Origin of the sequence: Novosphingobium rosa NBRC 15208, from assembly GCF_001598555.1 — a bacterium.
GTDB lineage: Bacteria > Pseudomonadota > Alphaproteobacteria > Sphingomonadales > Sphingomonadaceae > Novosphingobium > Novosphingobium rosa.
In genome coordinates this window covers 1-20,974 of the sequence record NZ_BCZE01000088.1, presented here as the reverse complement: position 1 = coordinate 20,974, position 20,974 = coordinate 1, and the positions used below count along the sequence as shown (strand labels likewise).

Here is a 20,974-nt window from a genome sequence, read left to right as displayed (position 1 = left end):
TGCGGGGCCTTTGGGAAGCCACCAGTTCGGCGACCAGAGCCCCAGCATACAAAGCGCGGCAAAGACGCGACGGATATAGGACATTTCGTGTTTCACGCGGGATCTCCGGAAATTTCCGATAGCGGCTATTGAAGGGGCCGGGTGGCATATGCGTATGCTTCCCGGCCTTTCCATTGAATCGCACATCCGGGCCTCTGTAGGACAGCGCCGCTACTGCCCCCCCGCCCCCTGCGCGCGATAGACGCTCAAGACCTCATCATCGGTTGGCTTGCGATGATTGACCCGCTGGAAGGTGTCCTCAATCGCCTGGCGATGCGCGGGCGAGATGGTGCCGAGATCGAGTTGGAATGCCTTTGTGCTGGTACGGCCAGCCGAGAAACCAAAGATGGTCCTCTGCATGGGCACATCCCGCACGGCATCTTTGAAGGCCTGATCGTAATCCTTGGCCGTCGCAGAGCCCTGTCTGGCGATGATCTGGCCGATACGCCCCTTCATCGTGTCATAGACCGCCGGGTAGTCCCCATCCTCGACCTTGATACCCTGTAGGCGCCGCGCGCGCGTGATGGCGCTGTCGATCCCGGTTGTGGGATCGAAGGCGGCATCCTTGCGGCTTTTCTCGCCGATCATCGTCTGTTGGTCGAGCACCAGGGATTTGAGCTGGTTGCCGGAGACCTTGCCGACGACCTCCGCCAGATTGGCGCTCATGAAGGCATCAGGATCACGACGCTTCAAGATCTCCAGCCGCAACGCATCCGCCGTGTTCTCCGGGATCGCCGTGGCGCGCTGCGCATTGTCCTTCGCTTTGTCGGTCAGGGACATAAGCATGGACGGCGACAGGCCCTCACGCACCGCGCGCGGCAGCTGGTTCATGGAAGTGAAGTTGTCAGCACCCATGGCCACAATCGACAATACCGCCGAGTTAGCTGCTGCCTTCTCTTGGCGTTCACGTAGGTCATCGGCCTTGCCGATGACCTGATCTGCACGGCGCTTGGCGCGCTCGGTGCGCTCGAAGCTCCAGCCCTGACTATCAGCCATCCCTTCGATCAGCCCATAGACCTTACTTTTATCCCAGTCCTGCGGGCGATCTGTGGAGAAGTCCCCCGCGCTGGCCCCGCCCTGGCCCTGATCGACCGAGCCCAGTGCCGCCATGTTCTTGGTGACATAGGCTTTCGTTTCATCGGGGGCATGCTGAAACCAGCCATCGCCGTATTTCTCGATTGCCCTGTCGAGATGGCCGGTCCCCCAATTGTAGGCCGCCCATGCCTTGGCCGGATCGCGATATTTCTGGAGCATGGCAGTCTGCACCTGCATGCCCACGCGCCGCAGGTCATCATCGCTCTTTCCGTCCCACGGCTTGATGCCGAACCCGGGATTGCGCGCCGTGGCAGGCATCACCTGCATGGAGCCCATCGCCCCCTTGGGCGAGGTGATCAGCTTTCCGCTCTCATCGCGATCACGGTTGCCGCTTTCAGATTTGGCTGTGATCGCCGTCATCTGCCCGGCCACGCCGCCGGTGCCACCGCCGCCGATCCCTGGCGCCACAACATCAGCGGCTTCGGGCACCATATGCCCCACCGCCGCCTGGAAATCATGATCCGCCTGGCGCATCTGCAGCGGCTGCTGGATCGCCTGACTGATCGCCCGATTGTCCTCAGGCGTCATGTCGTCATGATGGGCCGCACGATAGGCCTGCACCATGTCGATATCGGGATCGCTGGACGACAGCATATTCTCGATTACGCTACGATGCACATTGGATGTGGCAGTGCGCAGCGCATAGGCGCGGGCCATGGGATCGGTGACGCCGTGGAAGTCCAGTAGATCATTGGTAGCGCCCTGCATCTGGCCGATCAGTGCCAGGCGTTTGTCAGGATCGGGCGTGGAGATGGCGCCATCACTCAGCATCTTCTGCTGGCCCACCAACGCGCCGCCGCGCTCGACCTTCGTCTGCTGCAGGGCGTGATTGTTGATCTGCTCAGCGCTGTCCGCATAGAGCGTGCCAATGCGCTCCTCGGCCAGCCGGCGCATGCGCGGATTGGTCGCAGTTTCCAACAGGCTGTCACGCGCCTTGCCCAGCGCCTCAAGCGTCCCGCCCTGCTGGGCCCGGGCCGTGCCGCCCTCTGTTTGGGTATAGGGTGAGGTGATCGCGGTAAACTGGCTATGGGCGTCCATGGCCATCTTGCGCGCCTGCGTGTCATCGTTCAGCGCATTGATCTGATCCTGCGCTGTCGCATATTGGGACACTTCCTGACCCAGCTGTCGCGCGCCTGTCGCCAGACCGCCCAGCGCGCCGCCGCCATTGTCGAAGGCCCGGAAGCGCGCCTCATTGGGCTGCACGCCTGCAACCTGCCCGGGCTGGTAATGGGGAACCTGTGGCATGGATCAAACCCTGTTATGTACCGAAGTTGTTCCCGGCTTTCAGCTTCTTGTACTGGCTGGCGCCGCCCAGGGCCGTACCGCCCGCGCTGAGGAAGCCGCTGATAAGCGCCGAGGTGCCGGCGGCGCGCGAAGCGGCGGCCTGACCCAGATCATTGGAGACGGCGATATCATGGCTGCGCTGGGTCTGGTAACCCTGCTGGTAGATGCGGCCCACATCCTCCTGGCCAAGCTGGGTGGTATCGGCCTGAACATCGGCGGAGGTGCCGTAATCCGCCGTGACGCCCCCAGCTGCCGCGCCCGCGCGCTGCGCGCCCTTGATCTGGGCAATCTGGCGATAGCGGTTGAGGGCCGAGATCCGCATGTTCTGCTGATCGACCTGGGCCGCGTTGGCCTCGGCCTGCGCGTTCGATTCCGCCACCTTCGCCTGATAGTCGGCCTGGTTCTTGGCATTGATCGCCGAGACGCCAGTACCGATGGCCGACAGGGCGCTCCCAGCCAGCGCGAGCGCGGCGACAGGCGCGCACATCAGCGCAGCTCCATATGGAAGTGCAGGAACGCCATGCCGCCCACCATCATCACATCATCATCCACGGTGAAGCCCCAGCGCTTGAGAAGGCGGATAGCCTTCCCGTTTCCCGCAGAAATTAGGTTGCTCAGACGGCGGCATGAATCGCCCAGACCGGCGATCAGCCCAGGCCCCTTCGTCAGCAGCTGGCGCCCATGGGCATAGACTTCGTCGGTTCCCAGCATCCACGCCAGACCCTCGCCGGTCAGTGCTGCCTGAACGACAACGCCAAACATGGCGGCGGGCTGGCCATGAACAAGCGCGGTCACCGCCCTGTCGCTGGTCATCAGGCCGAGCCGCAGCGCCTCCTTGGGCGTGCGGCCCATAGCGGCGCACTCGGCGCGATCGATGGCGCGCATCTGCGACGCAATCCGGCCCACATGGCGTGGGGTGGCCTTCACCAGTTCAAGGGCATCACCCATTGATGATCGGGTCCACCGAAATGCCCAAGACCGTGAGCGGTAGGGGCGCAGTCTGCTGGACATAGACCGAAGCCTGCTGTCCGGCTTTGTTGTCCATCGAAACGATGTAATCCCCGTTCATCAGGGCATCGGGCGCGCCTAGCTTCTCATCCAGGCGTTGCTTGACCAGAAACAGATGATCAGCATCGATACCCGCCAGCACCGATCGGCTATCCTGCAGGGAAAGCACCACCTCGCCGGGCTGCTGGCTGCGACCCACATTGCTGCCGGTGCCCTGCTGGTTGAGGCGGATCGGCAGGGTTTCCACCACGGCTGTATAGGGAATGCCGAAGGTCACCTTACTGGCCGTACCGATCGTATCTGGCAAGGTCAGGCTACCATTCTTCACCGTCAGCCCGGTGACGGCGAAGCCATCGACGAGCCCGGCAACATCGGTGCGCCCCTCAAGGTGCCATAGACCATAGAAGGTCGCCTGCGGTGTGTCGAACGTCGCCTGAATCGCGCAATCGAGGAAGCAGCAATCGGTGATATCACTCCACAGGTGGGGCGCCAGACGCTCGACAAAGCGCCGTGTCTGGCCATTCACCACCCGCTCCACCAGCAGATAGAGCCGATCCTCGCCCTCCTCGGTGACGGTGCAGACGGACAGTACCTTGCCGTCGGTCTCGCAGATGGTCCAGCCCCAGACGTTCTGCTCCTGCTCCCAGGTGAAGCAAAGCAGCGCCCCATCATCCCGGGCCGCCCAGATCAGCGCGCGCGGTTCCTGGGTGAAGGCCCAATCGACAATCGTGAAGCCAAGGAAAAAATGGGGCGAGTAGATCGAGACATCGTTGGTTTTCAGGCCATCGATCGAGAAATCATAGCCGATGGTGCGAACCGATGCGCCTACCGCCGGGGTGTAGAAAACCACATTATCGACCATGATCGGCTTGAGGCGCGAGGCGGCCCGGCGGTTCTGCCGCTTGGCCGAGGGCGGGTTATTGCCCTTCAGGATGCCGCCCTGGCCATCGCCATCGATATCGTAGATTCCGCCGGAGGTCAGGCCGACCAGCTTGGTGGTGGAACACAGCTGATTCACCTCGCTCATGTCGCCTGACATGATGGCGAAGGTGACGCTATCGTCCTCCCGCGTGGGCTGGCTCTTGTCCATATTGTTCGGCTGTGCAGAGCGGGAGGTCCACACCCCATTGGGAATGTTTGTTGAACGTGCCCAGATCAGGCGCTGCTCATGCAACTCCACCGCGCTGGGATAGTCTCCCGCAGCATCGAAGGGATTATAGGCAGCGGGAGGGGCCTGCGTCAGGTCAGGCCCGATGTTGTCATCCCGAAAGCTCAGGGTCTGGGTGGTGCCGATATAGCCGAAGAACTGGCTGTTCTCGGCCTTGTAGACCCGATAGCGCGTGGCATTTGGAACCGCATCCCAGCGGATAACGTTGAAGTTTCGCTTCAAGGTCAGATCATTGACCACCGTGGTGGCATAGGTGGGGATTGTCCCGGTGCCCGTGCCATCATCGATGGTGCCGGTGGGGTCACCCAAGGAGGATCGACTCTCCTGCCCGGTGTCATCGCTATAGGCGGTGACGGCGTAGGTCTGTGGAAACGGGTAATAGTTGAGGCCACCGTTCCCACTATCGGTGTTGGCGACCTCCGCCACGGCGGTGACATTGGCCGGGATCGACAGAGTTGCGCCGAAGGTGAGCGTGGCATGCGCCCAGCTGGTATGCCCGGATCGCACCAGAACGCCCGGAGCATGGAGCAGATGGGCGAAATACATATCATCATTGTTCTCGACATAGTCGAGTTCCGCCAGCTCATTCCCGCCATAGGGTGTCGCGGCCTTGTACGCCCGCGCCACTGTGCCACCGGCGGTAAAGGCGGCGACGGTGGAGGTGCTGGCACCGATTGTCACATGGTTCGCATCCGGCACGCCAACAATCGACCAGACGCGCCCATTCAGCAAGTGGCCCAGATCGCCCATCACGCCTGCAATATAGACCTTGTCACCCACAACATAGCCGTGACCGGCCACCGCCAGCTGGGCCTGTGCGGCGGCGGTAATGCCCGTGATCGACAGCGCACCCTCAAGCACCCTCCCCCCCGCCGTGCAGGGACTGACATAGAGGTTGCCCATCTCCAGAGCATAGCCCTGGCTCAGGCTGAACTGGAAAGGGATCAGCCGATTGCCGGATGAGTAATCCAGCACCTCGGCCACCAGCATCATGCCCGGGCGCTTACAGATCCCGCCATATTTGAGGACAAAGACATTCTGCCCGGTCTTGAGAGCTGCGGCATAGGCGTCGACATCGAACCGGCCATAGAGCTGCTTGCCCAACACGCCATGGCTGAAATTGGCCTGTGTAAGCCGGGGGTTCATACGTCCATCCCCGCCCTGGCCTGCTCTGCCGCACTGACATAGGGGATGGCGTGCTGCTGCTTGCGATTGAACTCGGCCACCAGCGCAGCATCCTTGGCCACAACTGCCATCTGCATAATCCGGGATGCGAGGGCGGCATCCTTCTTGATCGGCAGGCAGATGCGGGCCGCCAGTTCCAGCACAAAGGCCCGCGACATCAAGCCGCCCAGATCTGCCGCTGTGACCCTGGACCGCTGATAGATCAGCGTCGCCTTTTCCACATTGCAATAGATCTTGCCGCCCTCAAACAGGAAGGCGAGGGGCAGGGCGTCCTGATAGGGGAACGGATAGTCACCCGCGATCGGCAGGTGATGCGCATCAGGCTGGACCTTGCGAATGGCGATGGGCGCCGCCATGTCCGCCGGCGCGGCATAGGCATGCTTCCATTCCGCCGGGCGGTCATTGGTGACCTCGGCCAGCAGCACACGCTCGCGGCCCCACTCGAAATCTTCCCAATCGGCGATCTCATCGAGCAGGGGCGGCCCGAAACGGCTGCATTCCCGCGCCTCGATGGACGCTTCATCGATCTCGGCAATCTCACCGGCGGCGATCTGCGCCAGCGCCTGGTTATAGAGGGTGATGAGTGAGGCCATATTGCTGGCCTATCGGCATGGTGCCGGGGCTTGAATCGCCCATAGAAAATGGGGCTGGCGACCCACACGCCAGCCCCACCCTTGTGCCTGACCCGAAGGTCAGGCGTCAGCCTGCCCGGCCGAATCCGTTGCTGGCGCATCCTGCTTGTCAGCCCAGGAGTCCACATCCTCCTTCGTGCTGAACGTCTCGCCAGCCACCACGAACCGGCCTTCGCCGCTCAGATACCCGGACTGATTGGCGATATAGGTCGCCAGCTCCCGGGGAGCCGGAGTATCGCTGGTGTTGCTTGCCTTGCTCGCCATTACTGGCCTCCCACGAAGTTGGTCTGACGGGCCGCGACGACACCAGCGGTGATCTTGCCGGTGGTAGGGGCGGTGCCGACGACGGTGTAAAACAGGCGATTGAACCGACGGCGCATGCCATGAGGGATCGTCCAGGGCACACGGAACTGATAGCCCGCCACCAGCGAAGCCGCCGGCACAGCCATACCGGTTTCGACCGTCTCGACATTCGTGGTGAAGCCGGCATCGTCAGCCGTCTGCCAGGCTACCGACAAGCTGGTCAGATTGTTGAAGGTGGCGACGACATTGACCGCCACCGGGATTTCAGCACCATGCCCCAGATCGCGGGCAACAGGGTTCGTCGCGCCGTAGGGCGTGCCGGTTGCACCCGCATCATAGGAGTTGGTGGAGGCCGCCGAGGCCGTGATGGCCTGCTGATCGCTCAGCAGCAACGAAGCATCATAGATCATCTGTCTGGCCTCCTTACGCCACCACGGTTTCGGTGCTGAGAAGGGCGTCCGATTCGCGGATCGGCATACCGCGCCACGTCTGCACCTCTTCGCCCTGGATCTCTTTGGGCACCAGGCGCACGAAGTTATCCGTCGCACGGCTGTTGGTGCTCTCAGCATCCAGCGCCTCGATCAGCGTTTTGTTCATGTAGATGGCGGTGCGCCCGGGGCTGACTTCGCCGGGGCCTTCCATCTTGTAGTTGCGGCGGCCCTGAAGGCGGTAAAACACTTTGCGCATCAGAGCATTGAGCGAGACAGTGCCAGCCTGCACCGCAGCGATCGAGATGTTGCAGGCACGTCCATTGAAGCGCCAGTCCTTCACCGATACACCGAGGTGCTGGGTGAACTTCTCTTCCTCGATGTAGTACGGATTGCCGTTCCCATCGAGGACGCGCTGGCGCCCCATATCCTGGCGCTGAATGCCCGCCGGTATATTCTCAGGCACGATCACGCTGGTCTGCATGTCTCCATGCGTGACGAACCAGATCGAGGCATTGTCCGAGCCCGTGCCGCCGCCGTTGACGACGTTGGGGTTCGACAGCGAGTTGTAACGCGGCGCGAGGCCGTGGAACTGCTTGCCGTTGACGGCCACGTTCGAATACCAGATCGCGCTCTCGGCGGTCTGGCCGATGGCCTCGAAATAGCCCTGCGCTTCCATCAGGCGGAGCTGGCCGGTCTGCTTGGGATACAGGTCAAGAACGCGGGTGTCGACGCCCGACAGGCCTTCGATGAAGCCGGTCGAATCTTCCACCTGCGTATAGTTGCCCTTGCCCTGCGGCGTGCCCTGATAGAGCGCGCCCCACGACACGGAAGGCAGACCGGAACGGATGTTCACCAGATGGCGTGCACCCTTGTTGCAGGTCTGGACGTTGGCATCCTTCATGAACGGGTTGGCCTGGCACAGCACCTCGGCGACGCTGCCTTCGACCATGTCACCCGCCTTCAGGGTGTCGATCAGATTCCAGTAGCTTAGACCAAGAATGGCCATGGTTCATTCCCTCTCAATCAGCCTGTTTGCCGTACATGCGTTCCCAGACAGGCATTTCGCGCTTGTCTCCCGCCCCACTGCGCGGGAATGAGCCGTCTTCGGACACCAGCTCGCCAAGCGTGCGGGCGAGCCGCAGCATGTCGGGATGGTTGCCGAAGCCGGATTCGGTGAGCGCCTGGCGGAAGGGATGTCCCTCCTTGAAGCCAAGCGTATCGAGCGCCTTGGCGCCCAGATGGAGTGTCTCGTCCCACTTGCCGCCGCCGATCTCCGGATCGGCCTTGGCCGTCTCCAGCCACTCGGCGCGCTGGCGAGCGCCCGCGTCGATCACCTGCTGCAAGGCGGCTTCACCGGCCTTGGCCTGGATCTGCTGGGCGACGGGCAAGAGCTGGTTGGCCTGATCGTTCGACAGGTTCAGTTCGCGGAAAACGGGATCGGCCAGCTCGACCAGCGCGGGATCAACCGTCATGCCGTCCAGCGCCAGCTCGTACTTTTCGGGCAGCACGGGCGCGGGAGGCGTGGCAGGATCGCCAGCAGGCGGATCACCGGCAGGCGGCGAGGTCTCGCCCGAAGGCAGATCACCACCCAGCGCGCTGGTCTCGATAGGCGCGCTGCCAGCAGGCGGCGTCACCGGGGCGGCGGGTGTTCCCGAAGCCGGAGGCGTGGCGCTATCACCGCCCGGCGCCGCGACAGGCGCCGAAGGCGGCGTGCCGCCAGCAGGGGCGCTGTCAGTCGTCGCCGAGGTCGGCGAACCGGTCGTTTCGGGATCGGGCACTGGTCTTTTCCTTCACAGGTGGGTTGAGGGCTTCGAGCAGGATGGCGTTGAGGGTGGCGAGCGCGTCGGGTGAGCGGAGCGGCTCCGGCTGACCACGGTCAGCCATCTGCAACATCTCGAACCCCAGGCTGCGGCGCCCCTCACTGAGATCGCGCCCGATTTGCCCGTTGGCAGTGCCTGTCTGGCCGATGATCCCGGCGGCTTGAATCGCGACAAACATGAAGCGCCGAAACTCGGGAAGTCGCAGCAGAACCTCGGCATCCTGCGCGGTGACATCGACCGGCGCGATCATGCCGGCATCATCCGGTTGAGCAGGGTTTGACCGCCGCCGACATCGGCCTGCGACAGCAGCTGCGCCGCCTCGGCCCCGTCCTTCACGGCGGGCATGGACTGGACCATCTGCTGCTGTTGCTGCTGCTGGGCCCGCTGCGCGCGGATCGCCGCAACGTCGTCGTCGCTGCGCAGCATCCGCACCGGCGCGCCAGCGCGATAGGCATATTCATCGATCGTGGCGTCAGCGTCGATCTTGTCCGCCGCCTCGGGATAGGCGGCGGCCAGACTGCCGACGAAGCCTACAACGCGCTCGATCTGGCCCATGCCGACCATGCGCTGCATCTGCGCAAGGATCGAAACCCATTCGACATCGATGTTGACGCCCGCCAGCGCCTGCGGCGGCTCGGGCAACATTCCGCCGTGCAGCATGATATCGAAGGTGCGATCGATGGCGATGCCCAGCTTCTCATCATTGACCCGCTCAATCGTCGGGCCCAGCTGCATCAGCTTCTCTTCGTTCCGCGCCGCGATCTCATCCATGTTGCGGGGCTGCACGCCCTCCATGTTCGTGATCGCCTGGAACAGGCTGGAATAGGAAAGGCCTTCGACCTGGGTGCGATTCTTCTCGATCTCGCCGCCCACGGCCTGGATCGCCTGCGGTGGAACCTCATACGCAGGGAACACGGTATCGCGCGTGGTGCCCTGCGGAGCCGAGACGCGGTTGCCGGGCTGGCCGGTGATGCGCACGTTCGCGGGCTGCACCGTCTCGGGCTTGGCAAGCTGGTCGATCAGCTCATTGCGGCGCTTGGCCTGCATCTGAAGCTCGCGCAGCGCAGGCAGGGCATCCATGCCGGGCGAGACACCATAGGTATCGCCGCCCATCACATCCCAGCGCGGCGCCCAGAAGGGCTGGGTGCGCATGCCCGAGACGCGCAGCAAGGCGCGCTCTTTCTGGCTCCCGCCTTCCCAATAGACCGAGCGGAACGGCTTGGAGCCGATCTTGTCCGGCCGGAAATCGTCATTGGGCTCGATCGCCTGATAGACCTCGACATTGCCGGTATAGTTCGACTGGTCGTAGGCGGTCCTGATCCATGGCGAGACAGCGTCGCCAAACTCCTGCACCGCCGTGCGGACATTCATCGGGATACGGCGATACAGCGTGTCGGGCGTGCCAGCGCTGGACAGGGCGATCCAGTATTCCCCGAAGGTCAGCGGATGACAGACGGCGCCCTTGACCGAGTGCTCCAGCATGACGCAGCCTTCGGTGCCGAACAGGCCCATCTCCCCATAACCGCCCTTGACTGAGCCATAGAAGTTTGTGCGCGCCAGAAAGGCGTACATCCGCCGCTCGACCTCGGCCAGCCACGGGCGCACGCCATCGGCATTGGCCAGGCTCTCATCCTTGACGGTCAGCGAGAACCACGGACGCGAGGCCGACGACAGGCCCGATGTCATGCCATTGGTGAGGATGCGGAAGCATTCGATGCCATGCGGATCGAGCAGGCGCTTGTTGCGGATGCGGCGGGCGGTACCCTTATCTTTGTCCGACGCCATGAACCGCGTGCGGGCGGGCTGCGCGAACCGGGCAATCTCCCGGCATTCCTCCTCGATATCGATGCGCACGTTCTTCATGCCATCGAGCCGGATCTGGACCTGCTCGCGCAGCGTCATCGCCATGGATCAGGAACCCAGCGTGGGGGCGCCGACGTTGGGCGTGCCGAGCGCGCCCTGGGCCGAAGTGCTGATCGACGCCATCACCGCGCGGCGCAGTTGGGTCTTGCTGTTGCCGGCGCTGGTGCTGGCGCCCTGATCGGGCAGCTGTGTGGCCTGTCGCTCAGGGGTTGAAGGGGTAGCCGGAATGGAAGGGGTGCACATCAGCGTCTCCTGGGATCGCCAGGAGGGATACGGCGGGGTCAATCAGGCTTGAATCGCAGAAGGGTTGGCGGATCAGGCACCGGCACCCATATGCCAACAGTGGCGAAAGCCGACTTCTAAGAGCCGAAGAGGAAACAGAAACCATGGCGCAAAACATCACAACGTTTTTCCGCAAGGAAGAGTTCGAGCATGAGGGGGTAACGTATACGATCTTTGGGTATCGCGATCCCGTGAACTCGAATTATGCGAAGGTAGAGGTGCGCCGAGGTAGTGACCCGGTGCCAATCTTCACGGGCCTCGAGTGGGTAACCCCCATCTACTCCGTCGATGTCCAAATCCTGTTCGATGCCGAGAGAATGGGTGAAATCAACCTGATCAACAACCTGTTCTCCGTCGCCGCCGGCGACGTGAGAGCTTCATATTAAATCTCACCATAACGATCGCGCTCGCCCAGATCAGGCGGCGCGGCAGGCGGGAAAGGAACCTGATCCACAGCGAACCGACGCCGCAGCGCCGGTTCGTTCCGCCTGATCCAATGGCGATCATGCCCATGCTGGATCAGCGCCTCGGCATAGGCAACGAAGGGGTCATATCTCTGCATAGCGGTCGCCTCCGCTCGGGTTGACGTTCTGGGGGTTGAGATAGCCCGGCACCGCACGCGGCATCACCGGCTCGGCAAAGGTGCATGCCAGCGCATCACCGTCATCTGGAGAGGATAGGCCACGCTTCTTCATATCCTTCTTGCGCTCCAACATCACGGATGAATCGTCGCCAGCAAAGGAATACATCGGGCCCACCAAATCATCGCGCAGCTGGTCATTGACAGGGATCGCACCACCCCGAAGCCATGCGCGCATCTTCGTCCAGATCTCGGATCGCTTGTTGGCAGTTTTGATGGTGACGCCTGGCTCCAACTCGGCATTGCGCCCTTCGCCACCAAAGGCCACTTCGATCACCGGCGTATCGGGCAGCAGCTGGCGCAAGCGGTCGATCACACCGCCGCCGATGTTGCCCACATCGACCATGATGGCATCGGGATGTTCCTTCTGTGCCTCAAGGGCGATGTCGCCAGCCACCAGCATGGAATCCATCTTGTCCCAACGCTTCCACGGCCTGCTCTTGGCATCGCGGCCACACCGCTTGGCCAGCACGCTGCTGTCATCGCCGAAGCGCGCGCAGTCCACGCCATAGATGAGCGGATCACTGGCCAGCCCCGGCAAGGGCTGGCGAGCCTGTGCCGCCTCGACCACATCGAGCCCGATGAACTGCATGGATGATGCCGAAGGGAAAAGCCCACGGACGCGGACCTTGGCGATATCGCTGTTCTCGCCGTAGGTATCGACAACCTCATTGAGATAGGCCTTGTTCGTGCCCTCAACGGTGCGGCTATCGATCTGCTTTTGCTTCCAAAGCTTTCGGTGCTTGCCGAAGCACTCTCGGAAAGCGCCCGTGTTCTGGGTCGGGTTGCCAAAGGCCAGCCAGATGATTTCGGTATCGGCATCGGTCAGCGCGCCCAACGACACCTCCCACACCTTGTCCGCGATGCCTGACGCCTCGTCAAAGATCAGGACGATGCGCTTGCCCTCGTTGTGCAGGCCTGCGAACGCCTCCGTATTGTTCTCCGACCACGTAACAAGATCGGTGCGCCATATCTTCTCATGCCCTGGCTGGCGCGAAACCACGCTGGTGGTGCTGGTGCGGAACCAGTCATGCGTGATGGCAAGGTTCTGCCACTTGATGATTTCCGGGCTGGTCTTTGTCTGGACCTGGCTCTCGGTATTGGCGGTGATCATCACGCGCGTGTCGGCGCAGGTATCCAGCGCCCACTTGTTCACCATCGAAATAGCCGCAGACTTTCCGATACCGTGCCCCGATGCAATGGCCACCCGGCATGGCTGATGCCGTGTGTTCGGGCTCTCCAAATGCTCTTGGATCTGCTGGAAGACCTCACGCTGCCATGTGCGCGGCCCTGACGCCTTCAGCCTGTCTGTCTCCCACGGATAGGAGAACAGCGCGTGGCTTAGCGGATCAAAGCGAAACTCGCCAATGCGCTGGGCAAGCTGGATGCGGGGGTCAGTCTGGGGAGAAGTCGGCGGCATTCATCATCCTGAAAAATTGGCATTGTCCGAATCGGACGGCTCATTCACGGTGGCGATCAGCAGGGGAAGGGGCATTTCCAGCATGGTTTCTGAGCGCAAACGTCGGATCTACTGTAGCATCGTCCTTGCGATGGTCGGTTGGCTGACGCTAACCGCCGAACACCCAAAAACCACCAAAGAATATCCCCAGACCGATCCCCGCGTTGGCGAAGCGCTTTCGAAGATTTCTGCGGCTTTGGAACGGCAGGAAAAAAGTGCCGCAAGCTCTCCAGATAAAAACACTTGTAAAGGCATTCCACAGGATCATCAGTCCGATCTGTGTGCCCAATGGACAGCTGCGAATGCGGCGCGGGACGCTGCAAATTGGTCCGAGTACTCCAATTATATTGCAGGGCTTTCTCTGTTCGTAAGCCTGGGTGGGTTTATCGCCCTGATCCTTACTCTCAAGCAGACTGACAGGGCCATCGAGCTTAGTGAAGACACCTCTAAGCGGCAATTGCGCGCTTATGTGCGTCTCGACCTCGTGGGAGTTGGCGTGGTCAAGAGCGAGAAAGTAATCGAGATCCCCGTTAACATAGTAAACTACGGCTCTACTCCCGCTGTAGACGGAGCATTTGCTGGAGTTGCCGTTGTCCGCCCCCCTAATTGGAATTGGGATGACGAGGTGTTGGCAGAAACTTTTATCGGAGATAGGCCGCAAATAACGGCACACAAAGACCAGCCGTTCCGCGTAACAATGGCATCTGACGTAGTCCTTCCTTCGCAGATTCACTCCAACATCATGTCGGGTATGGCAGTCGTGTATGCGCGTGGAACTTTCCATTACAAAGATGTTTTTGGACAAGCTCATCAAACATCCATCCAGGTCGAGTTCCACGGAACTGATGACGGCCCCAACGGACAAGGAGGAAGGATGCGCATTGCCTCCAGAGGCAATGAGGCCACCTAGGCCCAACAGGAACGCAAATGCTAACGGCATGAAGTCATTCCTTTTTCCCTTCTGCGATCTTGTCGGCAGCCAGCAGCAGACATCCACCAAACAGAAGAGCGGCACGCCACACCGAATCATGCTCAGCTGTACCTGACGGCCAAAAGCCGTCGAGGAACAGGAAAACACCGATCACGCGCCTCATGGCCGGACCCCCACACACCGATAGCGGGAACGGCTATCATCAGCCGTATCGCCAGCTGTGGCGACCATGTTCCGGCCAACGAAGTCACATGCGCGCTGGCTGGTCATCTGAACCGGTGTGGTACAGAGCGCGCGCATGCGCGGCGCATGATCATCGAACGCAGAGCAGAAAATCAGATACCAGATCATGCCGCACCTCCATTCACACGGGCGTTGCCCGCAGCAATCGCCGCCGCCAGATCGGGCGTCACATCATGCTCCACCCGATCCTTGAAGGCCTGCACGCCGACATGGCGGCCCAGCATCTCCTTCAGCTTGGAGCGGTCGGCCAGCCTTACCTTGCGGACAAAACCGGTCACCTTGCCGTCTTCGTCGCGCTCCTCAATCGTCTCGACACCGGCCACCAAGCCCTTGCGCCAAACGATGGGCCATTCGCGGACTGGCTTAATATTGCCCGTCTCGTCATAGATCTCAGCCATATCAGCCTCGACATCCTCGCCCAGACGCTGGAGCACCCAGTCAGCATCGATCTTCACCCGCGCGCTGCGCTCGCCCATCGCTTCGCTGATCGCGCCAGCAACCCTAGAATTCCCTAGAAGTGCCGGGCCGCTCTTGTCGGCGTTCTTTGGGGCATAGCCCGCATCGATGTAGGCCTGCGTCGCGTTGAGGTGCTTGAGGTAATGCTCGACGAACAGTTGCTGCCTATCGGTGAGCGGGCGCGATGATACGCCAGCCTTCCGCTTCGGCGCCGCTTTCTTGCGCGGCGCCGGTTTCTTCGTGGATTTGGCAGCCATCAGTTCCCCCGAGACTTGTAGGGCTTGCGATCCGTCGGGCGCGGCCCGCGCGACCGGGTGCCGCGCGGCACATGCGGATTATCCTTGTGCATGGCGCGGCTGCGGGCCGTCCATTTGCCGGTGGCCACGATCTGCACTTCGCGGAAGCGCTGGAAGCGGATCACCTTGATCAGGCCCTTGGCCTCAAGGCGCTTCACCACATTGGGCGAGGCGCTGGACGATTCAAAGCCCGCGACCTCATTGAGGTCGAGATAGTTCGGGCAAACCTGCCCGGCATCCGCAGCCTCATACAGGGCGCGGTAAATCGCCTGTTCGGCGGGCGACAGCTCCGCAGGCGAGGGGAAAGGATCATTGACGGGAAACAGCGTGGTCTGAAGCATGACGATCTCCGGGCAGGCAGAATAGGGCAGCGTGAAATGCGTTTGAATTGCGGGGGCATTCACCCCGAGGCCGGGGCTTTGGCGCGCCGGGGAGGGTGCACCATCACATCGAAGCGGGTCCAATCCACACCCCAGCCCAGAGCATCGAGGGCGGCGCTGATCGCCATGGCGTGGTATGTTTCGAGGCGCTCGCGATGCGTCTGGCTCGGGGAAACCACTGTCAGGCCCTCGCCATCGAAGATCAGCGCGGCAGGCATGAACCACCGCTCCCAGACATCAGAACCGAGAGCATACGACAGCCGGGCATGCAGCTGCTCAGACTTATCGTTTTCCCGCGCCTTCGCCGGGGTGAAGGGCACCGATCGGGTAGGCATACGCGGCGCATCGGCGGCGCTCACCGGCGCGGTGACCAGCACCCCGGCCTTGGCGTCGCGCATCACCTTGCCATGGATACGCAGCACGTAGGCGGCCCACAGCGAGTCCCAATTGGCGCGGCGGGTCCCAGTGCCCCTGTGCTCTGACAGGAACACCTCGGCCTGCGCCGCATAGGTTCCGGCAGGCCAATGGTTGACAGCGGTTCGTGCATTGTCGGGCAGGGCGGCCAGATCGGGCACCTTCCAACAATCCGAAATTTCAACCCGCTTCTTCCGCCCCCCGGCACGGGGGGTAGGGGGGGTATTATTAATTGGTTCAAGGGAGGTTTGGGTAAAGCTGCTTGACCCCTCCCGTATAGCAGCTTGACCGGTAACATAGCTTGACCGGTCAACAGGCTTGACCGGTAAAGCAGCTTTACCGGTCAAGCTTCTTTCCCCCTTCTCGCGATGGGCGCGGACCAACGGCAGGCGGCGCAATGCTGCAACGTCGATCCTGTATTCCACCGTATATCCGGCCTGACAGGGCCTCCGCCCGACCTCTTCCAGCAGCTTGTCCTCGATCAGCCCTTGAATGGCCGCACGCACCGTGGGCTTGGTGGTGTCCAGCTCATCGGCCATCGTCTGTTTGGACGCCCAGATGCCTGAGCCATCGTCACTTGCCTTGTCGGCCAGCAACGCCATGACGGCCATGCGGGCCAAAGAGCCCAGCTTGCGCTTGTGAACCTCTGATACGATGTGGTTGCTCATCTGGCTCCCACCTCACCGGCCAGACGGGCGATCTCGCCATCATCCATGTCGAAGATCTGGCGGATATCATCGTGCGCCAAGCCCAGCCGCACGGCCAGTTTCGCGCGATACAGGCGCTCGGCCTCACGACCGGTGCTGTAGGAGCCCAGCGGAAAGCGAATGACCGTCATGCATTCCCCCTGTTATGTTTGCAGCCGATATCGCCCCGCACGCCGCACACGCCGCATGGCGTGCGATCCACGGTGACCAGCGCGGCCAGCCGCGCCGCTTCTCCCTCGCGGAGTGCGGACCTGTGGGCCTGCATCTCTGGAGAGTTCAGAATGAAGTTCGCGGCGGCCCTAGGGGAGGATGAACGCTGCTTACGTGGCGGGACAGCCGTCGTCTGGCCGGTTTCCATGATCGACACCACGCGGCACCGGTTGCCCCTGTTGATGACGATCTGCCCGCGCTTCGCCAGCGTGTTCACATAGAGCGAAGCCTGGCTGATGGTGGTAATGTTGAAGTGATCAGCAAGATCCTGGTCTGTCGGGCACTTCTCACCCGCCGCTGCAGCTGCGCAGATCAGGCTGTAGGTTTCTGCCACGCGCGCCTCGAACAGCGCACCGCTTGGTTTGCTGGGCATCACGCAACCTCCCGCAGATCGACAGTCGGGAACAGCACGCGGAACAGGGCCTTGCGCAGGGTCCAGGCATCATCGCGGTAAGGCCCCTTCACATCCTCAACCACAGGCCGCCAGCCGCCCTGGCCGTCGGCCTCTTCATAGGCGAAGTCAGCCTTGTAGCCCACGCGGCGCCCGTTCTCGTGCTTCACCTGTCGGCCATTGACCGAGAACCAGAACTGCGGCTGCTGGACGAGCGAGCGGATCACTCCACCGCGCTCCAGCAGGTGGAGGTTGTTGCAGCGATAGGCCTCAGCCCGGCTATGGTGCTGGTGCCCATTCTGGCACCCGGCCAACTTGGCGCCGAACTTGTTGCCCTTGGCCTTCGGCGCAGGGGCAACAAGGGCCTCGCGCCCCAGCCGTCCCGTGGCCCGGCGGATAATGCTTCGCGCTCTGTTCATGGAAACATCTCGATCTGGAGGTCATCGAACTCCGCATCATCGGGCTCGATTGCTTGGGGATTGGCGGCGATCCATTCGGCCATCTCGGCCTCTGCCTGTTCAGCTGCCGCCACGGCTTCGGCCATCCGGGCCCGGGCCAACACCACGCAGATCTCGGCACGCTCGACCGCGCGCCGGCGCAGAGCCACCATCACGCGATGCAATTTCAGCGTTGGCGGCTTGGGCTTGCATGTCAGCCCCTCCCGCAGCTCGGCAGCATTCATCTGGGCAACACCTTATCGCTGGCGCCATGCGGGCTTGGCTGGCGCAGGATTGTCGTTTCAGAAGGGTGGCGGGCACGTGGCCAGCCGGGGCAGGCTCAGGAGCCGGGCGGCCCTGTCTGTTTCCGGCGTGGCCTCATGCCGATGGCTTTCGGATTTCTTCGGCCTCGGCCACGAGGGCCAGCAGGCGAGAGGCCAGCACGCGCCCCGGCCCGGCCAGAGCAAGCGTCTCGCGATGATCGCGGCGGCCATCGGCCATCACGCCCAGATACTGGCTCACGTAATCGGCCAGCCGCATGATCGTATCCAGATCATCCCCGGCGCTGGTGCTGGCGGGGCGCATCTGCATCCCATACAACGCGGCGATCTCATCCATGGCCGTGGGATCGAGCGACAGCAGGTTCCAGGCGCGATGCAGGCCGGGCAGGGAGCCCTTGTAGAGGTTCTGCATCTGCCGCTGTGTCACGCCCAGGGCGAACGCCACCTTGGGTTCACCATGCGTGCCGACCAAACGATGCAGCAACGTGATGAATTTGCTTCGGAACTCGCCTTCGTCAACCGAGCGAATTGGAGGAACGACAGTGTTGCACGGCTCAGCCATGTTGCTCTCCATGGGAAACAGGCTTCGCGAGCACAGGAATGAAATGAAGCGGCGCGCCGTCGGGCGCCGTGGGCACCGGAAGATCGACCAGAACGCGCAGGCCACGTGCGCGGCGCGGCAGGCGCTCGAGCCAGCCGCAGGCGACACAGGCATCGATCAGCCCATGAATATGGCTCCGGCTCATCTGCAGGCCCTTGGCAATCTCGCTCACCGTCGGCACCAGCCCATCATGGGCGCGCTGATAGCCGCGAATGTAGATCACCACCGCGATCTGCTGGCGGATCGTCTCATCCATCGCCTCAAACGCGACGTTTCTAATCGGGGGGCACATCCGTCAGAACTCCTCGCGATTGCGCTGGTATTCGGCTTGCACCGCCAGATCCTCGGCATCGGGCGCGCCCGGCGTGACCTTGAGGAACAGCCCAGCCCGGTAGAGCCCGCGCTGGCCGGTGAACTCGCGAAAGCCCAGGCCTGTGCCCTGCTCGGGATGATCGACCACCAGATCGACCTCCAGCAGCTGGCCACAGCGTGGAATGCCGCGCGAGCAGCCCGGCTGCACCTTCCACTCGCCAAGGCGGATGCACACCGCCAGATCGCGGGGTTGCCAGATATCGGACATCACACGGTCTCCAGCCAACGGGGGAACTGCCAGTGAATTTCCCAGGGCATGCCGTTCTGATCGACGCCCCCCCGCTGGATGCCCACGCGCGGCGTGCGGTCCACCCAGATCTCATGGCAAATCACAACGCCATCGATCCCGGTCGCATTGCACCGCACAGGCACACCCAGCGGCGGGAGAGGGATTTCCTTCATGCTGCCTCCGTGCAGGCGAGATACGCCAAAGCTTTGCCGGACATGGCGAGGCCCCGCGCGCCAGCGGCACCAAGCACCGCCGGACGGCGCCAGGTCGGAATATTCTTCCTGCCTTTCGCCCGCCAATCGCACACGGTCTGCACGGCAATTCCGGTGGCCGCCGCGATTGCTGTCGGGCCGCCGAACGCATCGAAAATTTCGTCTACAGGGTCCATGCATTATGCTTATCCGAAATTCGGATATTTCCACAAGTCCCAATTATCCACTTTTCGCACAACACGGCGCGCCCGGTTCATGCCAAAGGTCGGACATGGAAGAATCTGCGTTCACCCGCTGGATGAGAGACCGCATGGGCGAGCTGGGTTTAAACCAGACCGAACTGGCGAAGGCCGCCGGTTTCCCAAGCCAGTCGGCAATTTCAAACATCTTGCTCGGAAAGCGCCGCGTCAAAATTGATGAGCGCCTAAAAATCGAGAAAGCACTTGGCCAAGACGGCCCCGCTGACGAGAAGCCTAGTGTCGTCATGGTGCCAGTCATTGGCATCGCATCTGCGGGAGTATGGCGCGAGGCAGTACAAATCCCAGGTTATACGATGCCCATGCGAAAAGTGCCCGGAAGGAACATGCTGTTTGCCGTCGAAGTTGATGGCGATAGCATGAACCTTCTTCTGCCCGAGGGGGGCTGGGCGGCAGTCGATCCCGACAGTCGCGCGCTCTATGAGATGAAAGTCTACCTGATCTCCAACGGCGAAGGCGACGCAACAATCAAGCGCTATCGCAATAATCCGGCGCGCTTTGAGCCAGTTTCAAACAACACTGATCATCAAACGATCTTCATGCATGAGCATGAAATTCGGGTGATTGGCCGCATCGTCTCATACGGGAATGACCAAGGCCTATAAGGACGGAGCGGTATAGTGCTGACCTTCAAAGATTGCGCCTATACTATCTATATTTCATCCGTCCTATTTCTCTGGCCTGGAGAATATGGCGAAGGCCTTGGATCATTCATAGCTGCCAATGGGGGCGCCATGGTGGTTTCAATGATTGCGATTCCCAGCGCCTATTTCATATCGAAGCGCGCGCCAATCACTAACGCATGGGCGGCATTATTCTGTATGCTTCCGGCATCCCTTCTACTGACGCTAGCCGCGATGGGGAACTTGCTTGAGGGCAAGCTTGCTAAGGCGATGGGTGCCTATGTTCTCACCGTCGCTTTATTTGCAGTTTGCAACGCGCTGATGCGGATAGTTATCGCACTAGTTTCGAGGGTGAGGGCTACGCCGCCAAATCGGCGGTGAAAGAAATATCCGAAATTCGGATTGACTGATTATCCGAAAACCGGATAAGCCTGTCTTCAGCAACCCGCTGGAGGCAATCTCATGGCATCTGCTGCCAACACCATTTCAGCCCAGAGTAGCGTCCCGGTAGGGGCCAGCCGCGCCATGGAGCGCAACATCGGCGCCCAGCCGCGCGAAAGCATCGGCCGCCGCGTCCACGTGCGCCTGCGCAATGGCACCCTGACCCGCCGCGAGGGCCGGGCAGACGCTGCTGGCTGGCAGGCTGACACCGCCCGCTGGAGCCTGACCGGCTCGGATTTCGACATCGTTGCGTGGGAGCTGGCAGCATGACGCCCCCCCCCCCC

Annotated in this window: 32 protein-coding genes; 5 read left to right on the top strand and 27 right to left on the bottom strand. The window is 62.1% G+C overall.

Features of this window, described 5'->3' with window-relative positions:
- Positions 1–210: 210 nt before the first annotated feature.
- The 12 genes from SR3_RS25885 to SR3_RS30930 form a co-directional block, all read right to left on the bottom strand.
- On the bottom strand, positions 211–2,379 hold the full coding sequence (locus SR3_RS25885) for a transglycosylase SLT domain-containing protein (RefSeq protein ID WP_068092745.1): 2,169 nt from the start codon (positions 2,377–2,379) through the stop codon (positions 211–213).
- 13 nt (positions 2,380–2,392) lie between these two features.
- Complete coding sequence (locus SR3_RS25880; protein WP_068092739.1) at positions 2,393–2,905, bottom strand: hypothetical protein; 513 nt, start codon at positions 2,903–2,905, stop codon at positions 2,393–2,395.
- Entirely contained in the window at positions 2,905–3,366 is a 462-nt protein-coding gene (locus tag SR3_RS25875) for a hypothetical protein (protein WP_068092738.1), read from the bottom strand. The genes SR3_RS25880 and SR3_RS25875 overlap by 1 nt, the downstream gene beginning before the upstream one ends.
- Positions 3,359–5,740 carry a hypothetical protein gene (locus SR3_RS25870; protein ID WP_245654106.1) on the bottom strand — a complete coding sequence of 794 codons (2,382 nt, stop codon included), beginning with the start codon at positions 5,738–5,740 and terminating at the stop codon, positions 3,359–3,361. The genes SR3_RS25875 and SR3_RS25870 overlap by 8 nt, the downstream gene beginning before the upstream one ends.
- The gene (locus SR3_RS25865) at positions 5,737–6,372 is read right to left on the bottom strand and encodes a hypothetical protein (RefSeq protein WP_068092737.1); all 636 of its coding nucleotides are present in this window, start codon (positions 6,370–6,372) and stop codon (positions 5,737–5,739) included. The genes SR3_RS25870 and SR3_RS25865 overlap by 4 nt, the downstream gene beginning before the upstream one ends.
- 99 nt (positions 6,373–6,471) lie before the next feature.
- On the bottom strand, positions 6,472–6,675 hold the full coding sequence (locus SR3_RS25860) for a hypothetical protein (protein WP_068092732.1): 204 nt from the start codon (positions 6,673–6,675) through the stop codon (positions 6,472–6,474).
- Complete coding sequence (locus SR3_RS25855; protein WP_068092729.1) at positions 6,675–7,124, bottom strand: Bbp16 family capsid cement protein; 450 nt, start codon at positions 7,122–7,124, stop codon at positions 6,675–6,677. Before SR3_RS25855 ends, SR3_RS25860 begins: the two co-directional genes overlap by 1 nt.
- A gap of 13 nt (positions 7,125–7,137) precedes the next feature.
- Positions 7,138–8,151, bottom strand: coding sequence for a major capsid protein (locus SR3_RS25850; protein ID WP_068092726.1), 1,014 nt, complete (start codon positions 8,149–8,151; stop codon positions 7,138–7,140).
- Between the two features lie 13 nt (positions 8,152–8,164).
- Positions 8,165–8,923 (bottom strand): hypothetical protein, encoded by a 759-nt coding sequence (locus tag SR3_RS25845; protein WP_157099118.1) that lies wholly within the window; start codon positions 8,921–8,923, stop codon positions 8,165–8,167.
- Positions 8,877–9,215: a hypothetical protein gene (locus tag SR3_RS25840; RefSeq protein WP_068092721.1), complete on the bottom strand. Its 339-nt coding sequence runs from the start codon at positions 9,213–9,215 to the stop codon at positions 8,877–8,879. Before SR3_RS25840 ends, SR3_RS25845 begins: the two co-directional genes overlap by 47 nt.
- Positions 9,212–10,873 carry a portal protein gene (locus SR3_RS25835; protein WP_245654105.1) on the bottom strand — a complete coding sequence of 554 codons (1,662 nt, stop codon included), beginning with the start codon at positions 10,871–10,873 and terminating at the stop codon, positions 9,212–9,214. The genes SR3_RS25840 and SR3_RS25835 overlap by 4 nt, the downstream gene beginning before the upstream one ends.
- 3 nt (positions 10,874–10,876) lie before the next feature.
- A complete protein-coding gene (locus SR3_RS30930; protein ID WP_084455928.1) occupies positions 10,877–11,071 on the bottom strand; it encodes a hypothetical protein in 195 nt (64 codons plus the stop codon).
- 143 nt (positions 11,072–11,214) lie between these two features.
- On the opposite strand from SR3_RS30930, the gene SR3_RS25830 reads away from it, so the two are divergent.
- Positions 11,215–11,496 carry a hypothetical protein gene (locus tag SR3_RS25830; protein ID WP_068092716.1) on the top strand — a complete coding sequence of 94 codons (282 nt, stop codon included), beginning with the start codon at positions 11,215–11,217 and terminating at the stop codon, positions 11,494–11,496.
- On the opposite strand, the gene SR3_RS25825 is transcribed toward SR3_RS25830, so the two are convergent.
- Together SR3_RS25825 and SR3_RS25820 are read right to left on the bottom strand one after the other, a co-directional pair.
- A complete protein-coding gene (locus SR3_RS25825) occupies positions 11,493–11,672 on the bottom strand; it encodes a hypothetical protein (protein WP_068092712.1) in 180 nt (59 codons plus the stop codon). The genes SR3_RS25830 and SR3_RS25825 overlap by 4 nt on opposite strands.
- On the bottom strand, positions 11,659–13,170 hold the full coding sequence (locus SR3_RS25820) for a terminase (protein WP_068092708.1): 1,512 nt from the start codon (positions 13,168–13,170) through the stop codon (positions 11,659–11,661). The genes SR3_RS25825 and SR3_RS25820 overlap by 14 nt, the downstream gene beginning before the upstream one ends.
- Positions 13,171–13,252: 82 nt before the next feature.
- Here SR3_RS25820 and SR3_RS31660 point away from each other — a divergent pair, with 82 nt between their 5' ends.
- The gene (locus SR3_RS31660; protein WP_157099117.1) at positions 13,253–14,119 is read left to right on the top strand and encodes a hypothetical protein; all 867 of its coding nucleotides are present in this window, start codon (positions 13,253–13,255) and stop codon (positions 14,117–14,119) included.
- Positions 14,120–14,153: 34 nt separating this feature from the next.
- Here SR3_RS31660 and SR3_RS31655 read toward each other — a convergent pair whose 3' ends face one another.
- The 13 genes from SR3_RS31655 to SR3_RS31960 all read right to left on the bottom strand — a co-directional run bounded on the left by SR3_RS31655 (position 14,154) and on the right by SR3_RS31960 (position 19,545).
- Positions 14,154–14,303, bottom strand: coding sequence for a hypothetical protein (locus SR3_RS31655; RefSeq protein WP_157099116.1), 150 nt, complete (start codon positions 14,301–14,303; stop codon positions 14,154–14,156).
- A gap of 184 nt (positions 14,304–14,487) precedes the next feature.
- Complete coding sequence (locus SR3_RS25815; RefSeq protein ID WP_068092705.1) at positions 14,488–15,096, bottom strand: terminase small subunit; 609 nt, start codon at positions 15,094–15,096, stop codon at positions 14,488–14,490.
- On the bottom strand, positions 15,096–15,476 hold the full coding sequence (locus SR3_RS25810) for a MarR family winged helix-turn-helix transcriptional regulator (protein ID WP_068092754.1): 381 nt from the start codon (positions 15,474–15,476) through the stop codon (positions 15,096–15,098). The genes SR3_RS25815 and SR3_RS25810 overlap by 1 nt, the downstream gene beginning before the upstream one ends.
- 59 nt (positions 15,477–15,535) lie before the next feature.
- Complete coding sequence (locus SR3_RS31650) at positions 15,536–16,597, bottom strand: hypothetical protein (RefSeq protein ID WP_157099115.1); 1,062 nt, start codon at positions 16,595–16,597, stop codon at positions 15,536–15,538.
- Positions 16,594–16,767 (bottom strand): hypothetical protein, encoded by a 174-nt coding sequence (locus tag SR3_RS31645; protein WP_157099114.1) that lies wholly within the window; start codon positions 16,765–16,767, stop codon positions 16,594–16,596. The genes SR3_RS31650 and SR3_RS31645 overlap by 4 nt, the downstream gene beginning before the upstream one ends.
- On the bottom strand, positions 16,764–17,219 hold the full coding sequence (locus tag SR3_RS25800) for a hypothetical protein (protein WP_068092700.1): 456 nt from the start codon (positions 17,217–17,219) through the stop codon (positions 16,764–16,766). Before SR3_RS25800 ends, SR3_RS31645 begins: the two co-directional genes overlap by 4 nt.
- Complete coding sequence (locus SR3_RS25795) at positions 17,219–17,656, bottom strand: DUF1064 domain-containing protein (protein ID WP_084455927.1); 438 nt, start codon at positions 17,654–17,656, stop codon at positions 17,219–17,221. The genes SR3_RS25800 and SR3_RS25795 overlap by 1 nt, the downstream gene beginning before the upstream one ends.
- On the bottom strand, positions 17,653–17,919 hold the full coding sequence (locus tag SR3_RS25790) for a hypothetical protein (RefSeq protein WP_068092697.1): 267 nt from the start codon (positions 17,917–17,919) through the stop codon (positions 17,653–17,655). Before SR3_RS25790 ends, SR3_RS25795 begins: the two co-directional genes overlap by 4 nt.
- A gap of 133 nt (positions 17,920–18,052) precedes the next feature.
- Positions 18,053–18,517: a hypothetical protein gene (locus SR3_RS25785; RefSeq protein ID WP_157099113.1), complete on the bottom strand. Its 465-nt coding sequence runs from the start codon at positions 18,515–18,517 to the stop codon at positions 18,053–18,055.
- Positions 18,510–18,812, bottom strand: coding sequence for a LexA family protein (locus SR3_RS25780; protein WP_068092694.1), 303 nt, complete (start codon positions 18,810–18,812; stop codon positions 18,510–18,512). The genes SR3_RS25785 and SR3_RS25780 overlap by 8 nt, the downstream gene beginning before the upstream one ends.
- Before the next feature lie 39 nt (positions 18,813–18,851).
- A complete protein-coding gene (locus SR3_RS25775; protein WP_068092693.1) occupies positions 18,852–19,136 on the bottom strand; it encodes a hypothetical protein in 285 nt (94 codons plus the stop codon).
- Positions 19,136–19,330 carry a hypothetical protein gene (locus SR3_RS31965; RefSeq protein ID WP_068092691.1) on the bottom strand — a complete coding sequence of 65 codons (195 nt, stop codon included), beginning with the start codon at positions 19,328–19,330 and terminating at the stop codon, positions 19,136–19,138. Before SR3_RS31965 ends, SR3_RS25775 begins: the two co-directional genes overlap by 1 nt.
- Positions 19,327–19,545 (bottom strand): carph-isopro domain-containing protein, encoded by a 219-nt coding sequence (locus SR3_RS31960; RefSeq protein ID WP_068092688.1) that lies wholly within the window; start codon positions 19,543–19,545, stop codon positions 19,327–19,329. The genes SR3_RS31965 and SR3_RS31960 overlap by 4 nt, the downstream gene beginning before the upstream one ends.
- A 134-nt stretch (positions 19,546–19,679) precedes the next feature.
- Here SR3_RS31960 and SR3_RS31955 point away from each other — a divergent pair, with 134 nt between their 5' ends.
- The 3 genes from SR3_RS31955 (at position 19,680) to SR3_RS25750 (ending at position 20,960) form a co-directional block, all read left to right on the top strand.
- Entirely contained in the window at positions 19,680–20,231 is a 552-nt protein-coding gene (locus SR3_RS31955; protein WP_169805709.1) for a LexA family protein, read from the top strand.
- 15 nt (positions 20,232–20,246) lie between these two features.
- Positions 20,247–20,630: a hypothetical protein gene (locus SR3_RS25755; protein WP_157099111.1), complete on the top strand. Its 384-nt coding sequence runs from the start codon at positions 20,247–20,249 to the stop codon at positions 20,628–20,630.
- 81 nt (positions 20,631–20,711) lie between these two features.
- Positions 20,712–20,960: a hypothetical protein gene (locus tag SR3_RS25750; protein WP_157099110.1), complete on the top strand. Its 249-nt coding sequence runs from the start codon at positions 20,712–20,714 to the stop codon at positions 20,958–20,960.
- The last annotated feature ends 14 nt before the right edge of the window (positions 20,961–20,974 follow it).